The organism is Vibrio sp. 2033 (assembly GCF_033339735.1).
In genome coordinates, this window is the sequence record NZ_JAWOVC010000001.1 from 388,489 (window position 1) to 404,946 (window position 16,458).

Here is a 16,458-nt window from a genome sequence, read left to right on the forward strand (position 1 = left end):
TGCGGTGGTTTTCATTTGTATGCACACGAATTTTACGCAAAAAAAGACCACGCCTTAGCGTGATCCATTTATTCGGCTTACTGTACTTTCTTCAGGTTTTCTACACGAGCTTTTAACTTCTGACCCGGGCGAAAAGTCACTACACGTCGAGCAGTAATTGGAATATCTTCACCAGTTTTCGGGTTACGACCAGGTCGTTCATTCTTGTCACGAAGATCAAAGTTACCAAAACCTGACAGTTTTACCTGTTCGCCACTTTCCAGTGCCTTACGAATCTCTTCAAAGAACACTTCCACCGTTTCCTTGGCGTCCCGCTTACTAAATCCTAATTTATCAAACAGGTTTTCTGCCAGTTCGGCTTTTGTGAGCGCCATAAAACTTTCCTCAAAGCTATGTTAAACAATGCTACGTTAGTGTAGCGCCAGAGCAGTTTTACCCTACCAATTCAACAACATATCGGGGTTACATCAGGAAGTGTATGACAAGCTTATGATTTTCGCCAACTTTTTTCTTGGCGAACAAAAGGAATAGCACTACGTAAATTATTGTTAAACGCCAGAAATTTGATATTTTTGTTTTTGTTTCATCTTCATCAGGAAAAACATCCAGATTATAAAACTAAAAATAGTTTAAATGTCAACATTAAACACTATTTAATAAAAATATCAGATATTGGTTATTTAACAGACACTTGACATAGAACTTGTCGTAAATTCAGTGATTTGTATGTAACTCGATACGTAACAATTAGATTAAAAGGTATGACCACCTGTACTTTGCAACTGTGCTTAGAAAGCTTGATTAAACCCACGCTTCTCGCTGTTTAACGATGACGCCATATACAAAGATTGATAATGTGGAAGTTCGTGTATTTCCTCATTGGCTTCTTACACTGCTTCTAGGCGACCATGATTAATCAAATCATAAATATTCTTTTCCCTGTTTTTGCTCTTGTCGGAGTTGGCTATTTGGTCGGTCGTTACATCAAGCCTGACTTTCGCCCAATAAACCGCATTAATATTGAGGTTTTTACGCCAGCACTGGTATTTTCGTCACTCGTTAGCATGCCGCTCGATTCAAATCAGGGGCCACTTCTTTTGGCGGCAATTGTTGCGGTTTTAATTCCCGCACTACTCATGATCCCGGTATGTCGATGGACGTCACTCTCGTTTAAAACCTGGGCGCCACCACATATGTTTCGCAATAGCGGAAATCTAGCTATTCCTTTGTTTACCTATACGTTTGGAGAAATTGCGCTGTCGTCAGCAGTGCTTTTATTTGTCGTGTCAGCATGCTTGCATATCAGCTTAGGCGTAATGCTGCTTAGTCATGGCAACCCTTTTAAGCAAATAGTCAAGATGCCAATCTTTTTAGCAGCGTCGTTGGCTCTGTTTCTCAACGTGTCAAATGTGGGAGCATGGGCGCCTTTATACGAAGCCACGGCTCTACTTGGGCAAGCGGCCGTACCCGTGATGCTTTTATCTCTGGGGGCACAAATGTGTCATTTAAGGTTGGACGGTTTAAAGATTGGTGTGCTGTGTACCGTGCAGTCACTGGCAACTGGTGCTGTCGCTTTTGCACTTATTTATTGGTTAATTCCCCTTCCGACGATGCAATTGCAAATGATGGTGCTCTTCACAATGCTGCCGCCAGCCGTCATGAATTACCTATTTGCGGAAAGGCTGAATATAGAACCCATGAAGGTGGCGTCAATGGTACTATTTGGCAACTTTTTCAGCATTCTTACGCTGCCTCTTCTACTTAGCTATACCCTCTCACTCGCTGCCTAACCGCCAATAAGCTATCGTTAGCGTGTATTAGCTGAAAAACAATACGTTCCTAATCTCGGGTAAGGGCCATCCCTAGTTTGGTCTAGTATTTTAAAGTAATGAGGGGGGGGGGTGCGAGCAGTAAGGAACTTGAACAACGACAAGGTAATCCTAAAAATAAAAAACCCTGCCAAACTGGCAGGGTTTTCATTTCTTAAGAAGATACGTTACGCGAGATTAGTCACGCAGAGACGCACCAAACTTCTCAGAAACGTGAGCAACGATAGCGTCAACCGCACCAGCGATATCTGCATCTTCCAGCGTACGCTCAAGTGACTGTAGAGTCAGAGCGATTGCTAGGCTCTTCTTACCATCTTCAACGCCTTTACCTACGTAAACGTCGAACAGTTTCGCATCTTTAAGGAACTCGCCACCTTGCTCTAGACAAGCGTTAACGATGTCACCAGATGCAACAGCTTCATCCACTACTACCGCGATATCACGACGGTTTGAAGGGAATTTAGAAAGTGCTACCGCTTCTGGGATCACTTTGCTGTTGATTGCAGACCATTCGATTTCGAATACGATAGTACGACCGTTTAGACCGAACTTACGCTCAAGCTCAGGGTGAACGGTACCGATCACGCCTACTTCTTTGCCGTCTACGATGATTGCCGCAGATTGACCTGGGTGAAGAGCTGGATTAGCTTTTTTGCTTTCAGGTGACAGTGCAGCGAAAGAGTACGCTTTTTCGTTCGCAGATAGCTCTAGAATCGCTTCTAGATCGCCCTTAAGGTCGAAGAAATCAACAGTGTTGGTTTCGATATCCCAGTGCTCTTCACCACGAGTACCAGCAATAACACCTGCAAGCATAGGCTCTTGACGCATGCCGTTTTCTGCAGATTCACATGGGATGAAACGTAGGCCATATTCGAATAGACGAACGCGTGGCTGTTGACGCTTCTGGTTGTGAACAACCGTGTTCAGCAGACCTTGGATAAGACCAAGACGCATTGCTGACATGTCTGCAGAAATTGGGTTTGGAAGCACTAGAGGCTCAACACCAGGTACAACTAGCTTTTGTTGCTCAGGCTCAACGAAGCTGTATGTAATTGCTTCGTGGTAACCACGGTCAACAAGAAGATCACGAACGCGTTTCAGTGGAAGATCCGCTTCAACGTGGTTGTGCATCTTAAGTGCTGCTGCTGGGTGTTGGTTAGGAATGTTGTCATAACCGTAGATACGGCCAACTTCTTCAATCAGGTCTTGCTCGATAGCGATATCGAAACGCCATGTTGGCGCTACTGCCATCCAACCTTCTTCTGAAGCTTCAACAGTCAAACCTAGACGCTCTAGGATTTCTACTACGTCGCTATCTGCAATGTGGTGACCTAGCAGGTTGTCTAGCTTAGTACGACGTAGAGCAACTTTGTTTGGCTTAGGTAAGTCTGCTTCAGACTCTACTGCAACAACAGGTGCTACTTCACCGCCACAAATTTCAACAAGAAGCTGTGTTGCACGCTCCATTGCGCTCACTTGTAGTGCGTAATCCACACCACGCTCGAAACGCATTGAAGAATCAGTGTGAAGACCGTAGCTACGTGCGCGGCCACGGATGTGGTCAGGTGCAAAGAATGCACACTCTAGTAGAACGTCTTTAGTCTCAGTTGTTACACCAGACTCTTCACCACCAAAGATACCTGCGATTGCAAGTGCTTTGTTGTGGTCAGCAACTACTAGTGTATCTGCGTTTAGTTCTGCTTCGTTGCCGTCAAGAAGCGTTAGCTTCTCACCTTGCTCAGCCATACGAACTACGATGCCACCTTCGATCTTCGCTAGATCGAATGCGTGCATTGGTTGGCCTTGCTCTAGAAGAACGTAGTTAGTGATGTCTACTACAGGGTCGATAGAGCGAATACCACAACGACGCAGTTTCTCTTGCATCCATAGTGGTGTTTCAGCTTGAACGTTTACGTTCTTAATAACACGACCTAGGTAACGAGGACACGCAGCAGGAGCTTTCACTTCGATAGACACTTTATCGTCGATTGAAGGGGCAACTGCTTCTACTAATGGCTCTGTCACGTCAGCACGGTTTAGTACGCCAACTTCACGAGCTAGACCACGAATGCTGAAACAGTCAGCGCGGTTTGCCGTTAGGTCTACGTCTACTGTTACGTCGTCTAGACCTAGGAATTCACGGAAATCGGTACCGACTACTGCGTCTTCTGCTAGTTCCATGATACCGTCTGACTCAACGTCGATACCTAGTTCAGTGAATGAACAAAGCATGCCGTGAGATGGCTGGCCACGTAGTTTCGCTTTTTTGATTTTAAAATCACCTGGAAGAACAGCACCAACTGTTGCTACTGCTACTTTCAGACCTTGGCGACAGTTAGGTGCGCCACAAACAATGTCTAGAAGCTCTTCTTCACCCACGTCAACTTTAGTTACGCGCAGTTTGTCTGCATCTGGATGTTGACCACATTCAACAACGTGACCGACTTTAACGCCAGTAAAAGAACCAGCAACAGGAAGAACGTCGTCTACCTCTAGACCGGCCATTGTAATTTGGTGAGTTAGCTCGTCAGTAGTAACCGCAGGGTTTACCCACTCACGAAGCCATGATTCGCTGAATTTCATGTTGATGAACCCTCTGGATTACTTGAACTGTTTTAGGAAACGAAGATCGTTCTCGAAGAACGCACGTAGGTCGTTCACGCCGTAACGAAGCATTGTTAGACGCTCAACACCCATACCGAATGCGAAACCAGAGTATTTTTCAGGATCGATACCTACGCTACGTAGCACGTTCGGGTGAACCATACCGCAGCCTAGCACTTCTAACCATTTACCGTTTTTGCCTTTCACGTCTACTTCAGCTGAAGGCTCAGTGAATGGGAAGTAAGATGGACGGAAACGTACTTCTACTTCTTCTTCGAAGAAGTTACATAGGAAATCGTGCAGGATGCCTTTCAGCTGAGCAAAGTTTACGTTCTCATCAACCAGCATGCCTTCCACTTGGTGGAACATTGGCGTGTGCGTTTGGTCGTAGTCGTTACGGTATACACGGCCTGGTGCGATGAAACGGAATGGTGGTTTACCATTTTCCATCGTACGGATCTGTACGCCTGACGTATGAGTACGAAGCATCAAGTCTGGGTTGAAGAAGAAAGTATCGTGGTCAGTACGCGCTGGGTGATCAGCTGCGATGTTTAGCGCATCGAAGTTGTGGAATGCATCTTCGATCTCTGGGCCAGCCTCGGTGTTAAAACCAAGTTCGCCAAAGAACTTCTCAATACGCTCTACAGTACGAGTTACTGGGTGTAAACCACCGTTTTCAATACGACGACCTGGTAGTGTTACGTCGATTGTTTCTGCTGCTAGTTTCGCTTCAAGCTCAGCACGTTGTAGTGCATCTTTACGAGCTGCGATAGCTTGCTGAACTACGCCTTTCGCTTTGTTGATCTCTTGACCAGCTTCACGGCGTTCTTCTGGTGGTAGTTTGCCTAGGCTTTGAAGTTGAGCAGTTAGCTCACCTTTTTTACCCAGATACTGAACACGCACTTCATCAAGTGCGACTAGCGATTCGGCAGCTTCAATTGCAGTGCTCGCGCTAGCAATGATCTCTTCTAGATGTTGCATCGTTTCCTCATCTACCTGTAGGTAGTGTCCATAAGGGAGTGATTGGTTTTTTGATAGCTGTACATAGTAGCCAAACCGGGCACCAATGCCAAATTGAATTACGAAAAGAAGAGGTTATTGAATAAAAAGAGCACAAAAACGTCAAAAATGTCATCTTTAGTTAATCTGCCGTTTAGTTGTGCCCTTTTGTTTTAGAAATAGTATTGAATAGATAGCTCGATAAAATCGTCATCTCTAGCGAAGTAGAGCAAATCATTTGGTGTTTCATTTTTAAACAACCAAGCATCAATTTGCCACTTAACGTGATTCGATATTCGGCTCGACGCCTCTAACTTAGCATTGTAAACATCAGCATTATCTAAATCCTTCGTGATTCCCGTCAATACTTCCGTTCCGTCCTCATCATTGAGCGCCCAACGAATACCTGCAAACACATCATTTTGACCGATAGTTTGTGCGTTGTTTCCACGACTGTCATAGAGGTACTCACCAATAACCCCCACATCCCAAACCGTGTCAAATGCACCGACGAAGGTATACTCAAAACCCGTCACAAGACCGACATGATTATCAGCGCTATCTCGATAAACACTTTCTAGTTTCCATAACCAATCGCCAACAATTCCTTGCACATCGAGACCGACATGACTCATCAGAGCGTAGTAAGGCTTTAATTCTCCGTACTCTAAACGAAAGTAAGGATCCCGGTTTGTTCCATATAAATAGCTTAGGCCTACGTCCCAATCGCCAAGCATTTTCGAATATCGAAAAGCCACATCTACGTGCTTCTCTTCTCTGCTTGATTCATAAATAGCATCATCAGAGACAACGGGGTCGGTTCGCAAGCGACCATCTGTACCCGCAAACGTTCGCTCCCTAAAGTAAGGTAATAACATTGCGTGGACGGTGCCCCAGTCTTTGAAAGAGGTAAAATGTAACATCGGCTGACCGAGTTTATCTTCACCATCGACGGCTTCAATGGCATCTGTTTGGTTTACTACATCAACTAAATGGGCTGATTCAGTCACTCCCCAAAAGACCTTACTAATCCCAACTCGAAGCTCATAATCATCCCAATAAGTCAGATAAAGTGCCTCTCGTATGTCGCCATGACTTCGCTCATCGTCTAGACCATCCAGACGATAGAAAGGTGTGAAAGTAAAGTTTGCATCACCATTTTGCATCTCCCAGTAAAATTCTGGCTGCAAAACCAATGACGTTTGCGCTTTGCTCTGACCCTGAGAGCCCGTTTTAAAAAACTGACGATGCTCAATATTGACTTGTCCTGCGAGCTCGACGGCAGTCAGAGGCATCGAGTAAAAAAAGGCTGCTGCACTAAGCAACAACCCAACATTTAATCGCTTCATTTTTCCTCCACTACCTCACTCGCTTCAACACATTCTTATGAAAGTCATTGTCTTGTAATCCAGTGTTAAAACGCATTTCGCTAGTCGTTAGCTCAGTACTTTTTCCTGTTTGATGGTTTGTCATCGCCATAGTGTGCGCTCGCCAATATTGGTTGAGATATTGCTTGTAATCGGAAAAAGAAAGCGTTTTTAACAAAGAGCCTTTGCGGTCGTAAAACTCAACTTTAAGTGGACGATAATGCGCTTTATCTAACCACACCGTTTGCTTGGTATAACCTGAGTTCTTATCGGTCGGAATTTGCTCTACGACGAAAACATCTTGCCCGTTTATGCTGTCATCTTTTAGGTAGTTGAAACGGTATTTTTCAATCTCAAAGGAACTGAGATCCTCATACGCGAATTCACTGCCCATAAAAGGACCTGATTTGTTACGCGAGGAAATACGTTTCACACGTTTCAGTGCAGGAAGGTAAAGCCATTGGTCATCGGCACCCACCGTATGAGAATGGTTGAGAAACGCCGTGCCTTTTACATCTCTCGGTTCATCAAATATCGTGAGCCCTTTGTCACCATCGCCATCAACTTCAAGTGATTGTAAGCGCATTAAACGTGTGCTGCTTTCTCCTTGCGCGTTTCGCAGAATCATTTGCATCGTAGCAACAGAATCCCCCCACCCTTCATCACGGGCTTTGCGCTCTTGAGCAATCTCTAATCCTTTCGCTTCATCCGCTAACACCGCATGACTCATAAAAAGCGAGACAGAAAGTGCAGATACTTTTAAGGCATTTTTTAGTAAATTCATGTTCAATCCTTTGATTCGTTATGACTGAGTAACAGCCGTGGTTTGAGAGTCAGTTGATTTAAGCTTGTTTCGGCGGTCCACCTCGTCGTAGACGCCTTTGTCAAACAACATCAGTAGAGTCGGTAGGAAGATGAAATCCACAACAAGGGCAATAAAGATGACAATGGCACTCAACTGTCCCATATCGGCATTTAAACGGAAGCTCGACATCGCCAGAACAGAGAAACCAGCAACAAGCACGACCGTCGTAATCCAGAGTGCGCGCCCCACGGTACGAAAGGCGTAGCGAACCGCTTGCTCCGCACTGTGGCCATCTTTACGAGCGTGTTGATATTTAGAAAGAAAGTGAACGGCGTCATCGACAACAACACCAAGCGTTAATGTCACAACGACAGACAATCCCAAGTTAATCTCGCCAGAAACCAGCGCCCAAATACCAAAACCAATAAGCGCAGGAGCAATATTCGGGACAAGACTAATTAAGCCAAGCTTGAACGAACGCAAGGCAAAGATCAGTAATGCAGAGATTAAGACAAGAGTAATGGGCAAGGTTGACAGCATGCTGGCCATATTCGTTTCACCAATATGCGCAAACATCAATGAAGGACTAGACGCAACAACATCATATTGAGGCGCGTTTTCGTTAAACCATTGGTAAATGCGATTTTCCAAATCAACAAGCTCGACGCTGCCCAAGTTCTCCACGGTGAGAACCATCTTGATCGACGACTTATCTACATTGATTTGGTTGTTCAAATCTAAACCATACGGTAGTGACATTTCATAAAGCAGCAGATATTGAGCCGCTAATTCTCTGTCTTGAGGGAGCGAGTAATAAGCCTGATCATCTCCATGCATGTTCTTGTTTAGGCGCTTATAAACATCGCTCAAGGTCGCAACATGGTCCGTTTCTGGCTGCAACCTTAGCCAGTCAGTAAATTTACCCACGGAATTGAGAAAATTAGGATCGGCAATGCCCTGCGATTCGTTAGTTTTTATCGCGATACTGATGTTCGCCATGCCACTGATTCGCTCTTCCATAAAATCAGCCGCTCGGCGAAATTCATTGCTATGGCCAAAGTACTCGACGGATTCATCATTGACTTTGTTCAGCGGAATCAAGCTCGCACTCGCGACAATAACAAGCACCGACAACGGCAATAACGCATGTCGCTTTGACACCACGAAATCTCCTAAATGATCCATAAAGTGCTTTCTTTCATCAGAAGTATCCGACTTCACCGTAACCGGAAGGATATTAAGCAAGGCGGGAAGTAACGTGATGGAAAGGAAACAAGCAACCATGACGCCAAGGGCTGATAGGTTGCCGAAATCTCTCAGGATTGGAGAATCCGACATATTCATCATTAAAAAGCCGATCGCGGTGGTAATGGAGGTAATCAAGATAGGCATGAAATTGAGCGCAATACTTCGCTCAATAGAGTGGGCTTTACTAAAGCCGTTTTGCATAGACTGACGCATTGTCGTGATGATGTGTACACAGTCTGCGACGGCAAGCGTCATCACCAAGGTAGGCACATTAACGGTCGCCGTGCTTAAGAACATACCAGCCCATCCTGACAAGCCCATTGTAACCATAACCGAGCCGATAATAACGATGAGCGTCGCGATGACGCTAAGCAATGAGCGCAACATGATGGTCAGAAACACCAATATCACTAGTAACATAGTTGGCACTAATGTTGCGCTATCATCTTGGGCTGCGGTCATAAACGCGTAGTTCATTGCAATAATACCAGCCTTGTGGAATTCCGTGTCTGGGTACACTTGCTGATAACGCTCAATCATTCCGTTTATGTAAGCAACCACCTCTTGTACTTCAGCAGTTTTATCTATTTCAGGGAGTTGGACCGTAATGTTTACGACCGTGACATCTCCTTTTTCAGAAATCAGTGAACTTTTCAAAACCGGCTCACTCAACGCAATACTTTTGACTTTGTCTATTCGTTGAGGTGTCAATTCATATTCGCTATACAGTAAATCTTCGACAAGAAGATCATCTTCAAACGCTTCGGTATGCTGGTAGTTAGCGAGGGAATCAACGCGGGTGGAGTATGGAACTTGCCACGCCTCGTCAGTGATCTGCTGAATAAGAGATAATGTGCTAGGAGTAAAAACAGTGCCGCTCTTTGGCGCTATAACCAAAGCAAGACTGTCAGATTTTGCAAAGGTGGTTTGAATTTCATCAAACGCAAGTAACTGCTCATTTGTTCCATCAAAGAAGATGTCGTAATCTCCTCTAAAGTAAAGATTTTTTCCTCCAATAGTTGCTATGACAATCAATAAAACGGTAGCAAGCATCACCAATACACTGTAATTCGTTGGTAGCTTACCCCATCCTGAACGGGCGTATTGTTGAACGTTGTGATGTGGCATCACACTCTCCTTTGTGACGTTTCGTCAAATTTAAAAACTAAAAAAACAGCAAATGCTGTAAATAACCAGACAAACTCGACATGCAAACTTTAGATCGAATGAATTTGGCTACATAAGTTAGTTTTTAGTAACTTCCTATGCTTCTCGTGATCATTGGCTGAACGCCAACCTTCGAGATTTAATGACGATTCGTCACAATAGTGCGATAAAAAAGCCAACCATAACGTCAGATTGGCCTTTCCAGTTTATTAGCGATTCACTGACTCTAAATAAGCAAGCTCTTCACTAAATAACTCCTGCTCCACCCGACGCCAGGTTTTACGGTAGTCCCATTCTGTAGATAAAGGCGACCAACCTAAACCATCAAGTAACATATTCGCGTTGTGCAGTACGGAGAATGGGTCTTGAATTCGCTGAATACATCGACTGTTCGATGCATTTTGCGCCAAAGCGTTTGAACCGAAGGCAATAGACCAGTTGGCGAATACAATAGCATCTGAACCAATTGCGGGAGAAAACTTAAGATCACCACATTCTACCGCATTGTTCACTAGCGCATCAGCACCATCTATTACTTGTTCTTCCAAGTTATTCAGTTCATTCACACGTTTAGGCGAAGCCTTCTCTAGAACCCAAGGCGTCTTTGCAACAATCGCACAGGTTGATAGTACTGGCTCCATACGAGCGTAAATACGATAACCTACATGCATCGCAATGATTTTTTCTCTGGTATTACCATTAAATTTGGCGGTACGTTCGAAAAATATTGCTTCGCTTTTCAGCGAATGAATACAAAGCGCAAGAATCACATCTTCTTTGCTGCAAAAATGATTGTAGATCGTCCCTTTAGAATAAGGGCTTGACGCTGTAAGCTTGTCCATCGTTAAGTTGGCAAAGCCTTGCTCTTGAACTAAAGACTTAGCCAATTGAATAAGCTCTATCTCACGATCAGCAATCGCCTGTTGCTTTTTTGTTAGCCCTGAAGACACACGACATCCGTCTTGCTTGCTATATTTTTTACAGCGAAAGTTAAACATAATCCTTTGATCCGTATACCAACACACTCCCAATAATTGTAACACGATTCTTTAATACAGGAACGCAACCAAAGTTGACGAACCGTCATAAATGACACTTCGTCATAATAGATCAAAAAACAAACATTTCAAGTATGAATTTATAATTAGAAGATAAATAGCTACCAATTATGCATACCCAAGTAGCTACTGGATGCTTGGTTCAACGAGAATGGTTTCTTTGTAGAGGAAGCGAGAGAGGCTTTGGGAGGAACAACGAAGGAAATCAGCATGTTAAAAATAACGAAAGTAGATGCTGAACAGGTATTATTCGAAATAAGCCCAAAACACTTTAAGTCTGAATTAAGAGCAAACACCGCTGAATGCCCTACTTACAAAGTATTTGCTGTCTTAGGCTTTTTCTTTTGCAACGCCCTTTCAGAAACTCTCTTCAAAAAAGGCTCAAAATCTATATCGATAGGCTTGGCTTATCACCTGCAGCTGCGATGGCATAACGAATATCATCAATAAATCGCCCCTCTGTCTCAATAATGCCGTCAGAGAATGTGACTGGCTGATGTGGCCCAGCAAGTAGAACAATATTAGTAAAATCAGAGACATTAAAGTTCTCTGCTACAACATTTTTGGAATGAAAATCGATGACGGTCTTTGCGACTTGATCTTCCAGTAACAAAAGCTGTTCTTCGGTAATTTTCATACGCGCCAAAGCAACGCGAACACACTTATCGTGGGTAGTCGTCTGCTCTTTTATGATTTCTGTATATTTGTCGTTGAGCTTGGAGTTCTCTGCATAGCTATAATATAAAGGCCCGTGCAGCGTTATATTTTTATCTTCATCAACGTAAACGAGATCCAACAACTCTAATGCTTTTAAGTAATCGGACATGCTCTGCTCAGACAAGTCATACTTTTTCTTTAAAAGAGAATAGCCGTCTTTACCTCGTAACATTCTCAATTCACGATAAAAGTCGTAAAGGTGAGGGAATTGAAAGAATACTTCATCCTGTGTGCGACTAAAGTAATCCTCGTCTTCACCTTGCAATTGATTTGCGAGCTTTTGTAGTTCATCTAACGTGCAATCAACCGCTCTACAATATTCCAGCAACTTATCTAAAGCGAGATTCGTGCTTGTAAGATGTCTCTTAAAGGTAGATAGTGGCATACCCATTTTCTCAGATAGCTCTCGATATGTTAGCCCTTTTGTTTTAATCGCTTGGCGTAATGCGGCTAGCAAGTATTCGGGAGTCAGATCTCTCATCTACAATTCCTTTTGGCAATGTTACAGCTGTATAGTATTTGTAACAATTTAGAACCGCTTGGCAAGGTATAAGTTCATATTTTTATAAGAAAAACATGAATTAATATACCGAAAAGAGAATTCACACAACAAATGAAAAATTCAATATGAATTCAATTTCATTATAGATATAAAATAATATGCAAAATAAAAGTGAAGCAATTACTCTAAATCATCGTGATTAATTTTAATAGTAACGTAAAGTTGAGAATATAAACCTATTCTCTCTACAAAAATCTAGAATAATTAACCTAAAAGGAACAGAACGGTAAATGCATAATAATTCACCGCTCTCTATTAGCATTTTTGCAATGCTATTCAAGTAGACTAGTCCGCTAGTTTCACTGCAGTACCAAATGCCAAAATTTCCGAAGAACCATCTACGATTGAGCTTGTGGTAAATCGAATCCCTACTATTGCATCGGCACCTTTAGATTCAGCGTCCGCCACCATGCGCTGTATAGCAATATCACGCGCGTCGGTCATCATTTCCGTGTAACCACGAATTTCGCCGCCAACAATGCTCTTGATACCCGCCATGAGGTCACGGCCAATATGCTTTGATTGAACAACATTACCAGTTACAACCCCTCTGATTTCAGAGATCTGCTTGCCAGGAATGCTTTCGGTCGTTGTGTAGATCATTTTTAATCCCTTATAAACGTAAAAATTTATACCCAAGCTACCTTATAACTAACATAAGATGCTAACCAATAAATTGAGAAGACTGATAAACAATACTCTAAATAGCCAAGCTAAAAGTCATTTGGGTATAAATTTTAGCAATAAAAAAGGAGAGCTAATGCTCTCCTTCTCTTAATCCTAAACTGCTAATTAAAGAGCAGCTTTCGCTTTTTCAACTAGAACTGCAAATGCAGCTTTGTCGAATACTGCGATGTCCGCAAGGATCTTACGGTCGATCTCGATAGATGCTTTCTTCAGACCGTTGATGAAACGGCTGTAAGATAGACCATTTTGACGAGATGCCGCATTGATACGTGCAATCCATAGTTGACGGAATTGACGTTTCTTAGCGCGACGGTCACGGTAAGCGTATTGACCAGCTTTAGTAACTGCTTGGAAAGCTACGCGGTAAACACGTGAACGCGCACCGTAGTAACCTTTAGCTTGTTTTAGAACTTTCTTATGACGTGCACGAGCTTGTACACCACGTTTTACGCGAGGCATTATGCTTCTCCTAAACTAAACGATTGATAACTAAAAAGAATTAAGCGTATGGCAACATACGGATTACTGCAGCCACTTCACATTTTGGAAGGATTGCATTCGGACGTAGTTGACGCTTGTTCTTAGTAGTACGCTTAGTCAGGATGTGACGTTTTGTAGCGTGCTTGTACTTAATACCACCAGCAGTTTTCTTAAAACGCTTAGCAGCACCTTTGTTGGTTTTCATCTTAGGCATGATGAATAACTCCGCATTGAGTAGGTTTAATAAACAACGTAATTAGGGCGAACAAAACCCAGCCATATGCCTTTATATAAAGGAAAGCGGCTAGGTTTTAATTACTTGATGAGCCGTTAATTACTTCTTTTTAGGGGCTAGCACCATGATCATCTGGCGACCTTCAATCTTCTTAGGGAAAGATTCAACTACAGCAATTTCTGCAGTATCTTCCTTAAGACGATTTAGAACGTCAACACCGATGTCTTGGTGTGCCATCTCTCGGCCACGGAAGCGAATTGTTACTTTCACTTTGTTGCCTTCTTCAAGGAAACGCGTCAGGTTGCGTAGTTTTACCTGATAGTCTCCAATATCAGTTCCAGGACGGAATTTTACTTCCTTGATCTGGACCTGCTTTTGCTTCTTCTTCTGCTCTTTAGCAGTTTTGCTCTTCTCGAAGAGGAACTTACCATAGTCCATCACACGACAAACAGGTGGCTCGGCGTTAGGACTGATCTCAACGAGATCCATACCAGCTTCTTCAGCAGCTGCAATGGCTTCTTGAATCGATACAACACCAACTGATTCACCGTCAGCGCCTGTTAGTCGAACTTCACGAATACCACGAATTTCACCGTTGATACGGTGCGGGTTTTGTTTTACCGGCTGTTGGCCACGTCTTCCGCCTTTAATAGCTTATTCCTCCAGATTGAGCTTACGGCTAGAGATCTCGTCTTGGATGTATGCAATAAAATCATCCACTTTAAATTTACCAAGATCTTTACCTTTACGAGTACGCACTGCAATTTCGCCAGCTTCCATTTCTTGGTCACCAACAACAAGCATATACGGTACACGCTTCAAAGTATGTTCGCGGATTTTAAAGCCAATCTTCTCATTTCTCAAGTCCGCTTTAGCTCTAATTCCACTTTTTTGTAGTTTTTGTACTATTTCTTGAACATAACCTGACTGTTTATCAGTAATGTTCATAAGAACTGCTTGTTCTGGCGCCAACCAAGTTGGGAAGAAACCAGCATATTCTTCGATAAGGATACCGATGAAGCGCTCTAGTGAACCTAGAATCGCACGGTGAATCATTACCGGTACAAGACGTTCATTGTTTTCACCTACATAAGTTGCACCTAAGCGACCTGGTAGGTTGAAGTCTAGCTGGACAGTACCACACTGCCACGCACGGTCTAGACAATCGTATAGTGTGAATTCAATCTTAGGACCGTAGAACGCACCCTCGCCTTCTTGAATTTCGTATGGAATATCCATCGATTCAAGAGACTGCTTCAATGCTTCTTCAGATTGATCCCAGATTTCATCTGAACCTACACGTTTCTCTGGACGAGTAGACAGTTTCACTACGATGTTGTCGAAACCAAATGTTTGGTACGTATCGTACACCATCTTGATACAGTTTGTTACTTCTTCTTGAATTTGGCTCTCAGTACAGAAAATGTGAGCGTCATCCTGAGTAAAGCCACGTACACGCATAATACCGTGTAGTGCACCAGATGGTTCGTTACGGTGACATGAGCCAAACTCAGCCATACGTAGCGGTAGGTCGCGGTACGATTTTAGACCTTGGTTGAAGATCTGTACGTGACCTGGACAGTTCATTGGCTTAATTGCGTATTCACGGTTCTCAGAAGAAGTTGTGAACATTGCATCAGCGTATTTATCCCAGTGACCTGAGCGTTCCCAAAGAACACGGTCCATCATAAGTGGACCTTTCACTTCTTGGTAACCGTACTCATCTAGCTTAGCGCGGATGAATACTTCTAGATCACGGAAGATAGACCAACCATTGTGATGCCAGAACACCATACCCGGTGCTTCTTGCTGCATGTGGAATAGGTCTAGTTGCTTACCAATCTTACGGTGATCACGCTTCGCCGCTTCTTCTAGGCGAGTTAGGTGCGCTTTCAGTGCTTTCTTGTCGTGGAAAGCCGTACCGTAGATACGTTGAAGCATTTTGTTGTCGCTGTTACCACGCCAGTAAGCACCTGCAACATTCAGCAAAGTGAAGTGTTGACAGAAGCTCATGTTAGGAACGTGAGGACCACGACACATGTCGATGTATTCTTCATGGTGGTAAAGGCCTGGACGATCATCACGAGATACGTTTTCGTCTAGGATTTCCACTTTGTATGGTTCGCCACGTGATTCAAACGTATCACGCGCTTCCTGCCAGCTTACTTTTTTCTTAACCACTTCGTACTTGGTTTTCGCTAGCTCTTTCATACGCTTTTCAATCTTTTCAAGATCTTCTTGCGTTAGAGATTCGTCTAAGTCGATATCGTAGTAGAAGCCATTGTCGATGGTTGGACCGATCGCCATTTTAGCTTGAGGGTAAAGCTGCTTAAGAGCGTGACCAAGAAGGTGAGCACAAGAGTGACGAACGATTTCTAGACCGTCTACTTCATCTTTAACTGTGATGATTTCAAGGCTTGCGTCTTCTTCAATTAGATCACACGCATCAACGCGGTTACCGTTTACACGACCAGCGATAGTTGCTTTTGCAAGACCAGGACCGATCGATTGCGCAACTTCCATAGTAGAAACTGGGTTGTCAAATTGACGCTGACTGCCGTCAGGAAGAGTAATAATAGGCATGCTATGTCCTTTACAGTGGTGTTGCACACCAAGCAACACATGTTATTCAAATTAGAAGCTATTTGTTGAAAATAGTTGAGAGTCAATAAAGGCCTCTCGGTAACACGAATACCGGAC

At 43.5% G+C, this 16,458-nt stretch carries 14 protein-coding genes; 1 reads left to right on the plus strand and 13 read right to left on the minus strand.

All coding sequences use genetic code 11. From position 1 onward, the window contains the following. Nucleotides 1–77 precede the first annotated feature (77 nt). A complete protein-coding gene (gene ihfA / locus R7P74_RS01765) occupies nt 78–374 on the minus strand; it encodes an integration host factor subunit alpha (protein WP_005377899.1) in 297 nt (98 codons plus the stop codon). A 534-nt stretch (nt 375–908) separates the two neighbouring features. Here ihfA and R7P74_RS01770 point away from each other — a divergent pair. After that, nucleotides 909–1,790: an AEC family transporter gene (locus R7P74_RS01770; protein WP_005377901.1), complete on the plus strand. Its 882-nt coding sequence runs from the start codon at nt 909–911 to the stop codon at nt 1,788–1,790. A gap of 216 nt (nt 1,791–2,006) precedes the next feature. On the opposite strand, the gene pheT is transcribed toward R7P74_RS01770, so the two are convergent. The 12 genes from pheT to thrS form a co-directional block, all read right to left on the minus strand. Then, on the minus strand, nt 2,007–4,412 hold the full coding sequence (gene pheT / locus R7P74_RS01775) for a phenylalanine--tRNA ligase subunit beta (RefSeq protein ID WP_225472800.1): 2,406 nt from the start codon (nt 4,410–4,412) through the stop codon (nt 2,007–2,009). Nucleotides 4,413–4,430: 18 nt separating this feature from the next. After that, the gene (gene pheS / locus R7P74_RS01780; protein ID WP_005385470.1) at nt 4,431–5,414 is read right to left on the minus strand and encodes a phenylalanine--tRNA ligase subunit alpha; all 984 of its coding nucleotides are present in this window, start codon (nt 5,412–5,414) and stop codon (nt 4,431–4,433) included. 191 nt (nt 5,415–5,605) lie between these two features. Beyond that, on the minus strand, nt 5,606–6,781 hold the full coding sequence (locus tag R7P74_RS01785; RefSeq protein WP_064368098.1) for a hypothetical protein: 1,176 nt from the start codon (nt 6,779–6,781) through the stop codon (nt 5,606–5,608). 10 nt (nt 6,782–6,791) lie between these two features. Further along, nucleotides 6,792–7,583, minus strand: coding sequence for an outer membrane lipoprotein-sorting protein (locus R7P74_RS01790; protein WP_005385474.1), 792 nt, complete (start codon nt 7,581–7,583; stop codon nt 6,792–6,794). Between the two features lie 18 nt (nt 7,584–7,601). Next, a complete protein-coding gene (locus R7P74_RS01795) occupies nt 7,602–9,980 on the minus strand; it encodes an efflux RND transporter permease subunit (protein WP_225472799.1) in 2,379 nt (792 codons plus the stop codon). Nucleotides 9,981–10,228: 248 nt separating this feature from the next. Beyond that, nucleotides 10,229–11,017: a TetR/AcrR family transcriptional regulator gene (locus R7P74_RS01800; RefSeq protein WP_005377913.1), complete on the minus strand. Its 789-nt coding sequence runs from the start codon at nt 11,015–11,017 to the stop codon at nt 10,229–10,231. Between the two features lie 448 nt (nt 11,018–11,465). After that, a complete protein-coding gene (locus R7P74_RS01805; RefSeq protein ID WP_225472798.1) occupies nt 11,466–12,275 on the minus strand; it encodes a helix-turn-helix domain-containing protein in 810 nt (269 codons plus the stop codon). 366 nt (nt 12,276–12,641) lie between these two features. Next, complete coding sequence (locus R7P74_RS01810; RefSeq protein WP_005377919.1) at nt 12,642–12,959, minus strand: heavy metal-binding domain-containing protein; 318 nt, start codon at nt 12,957–12,959, stop codon at nt 12,642–12,644. Nucleotides 12,960–13,148: 189 nt separating this feature from the next. Continuing rightward, a complete protein-coding gene (gene rplT / locus R7P74_RS01815; protein ID WP_004727974.1) occupies nt 13,149–13,502 on the minus strand; it encodes a 50S ribosomal protein L20 in 354 nt (117 codons plus the stop codon). A gap of 40 nt (nt 13,503–13,542) precedes the next feature. Then, nucleotides 13,543–13,737, minus strand: a complete 195-nt coding sequence (gene rpmI, locus R7P74_RS01820; protein ID WP_005377932.1) for a 50S ribosomal protein L35 — start codon at nt 13,735–13,737, stop codon at nt 13,543–13,545. A 120-nt stretch (nt 13,738–13,857) separates the two neighbouring features. Continuing rightward, on the minus strand, nt 13,858–14,409 hold the full coding sequence (gene infC / locus R7P74_RS01825; RefSeq protein ID WP_080276913.1) for a translation initiation factor IF-3: 552 nt from the start codon (nt 14,407–14,409) through the stop codon (nt 13,858–13,860). Nucleotides 14,410–14,412: 3 nt separating this feature from the next. After that, a complete protein-coding gene (gene thrS / locus R7P74_RS01830) occupies nt 14,413–16,341 on the minus strand; it encodes a threonine--tRNA ligase (RefSeq protein WP_005395892.1) in 1,929 nt (642 codons plus the stop codon). Between the last annotated feature and the right edge of the window lie 117 nt (nt 16,342–16,458).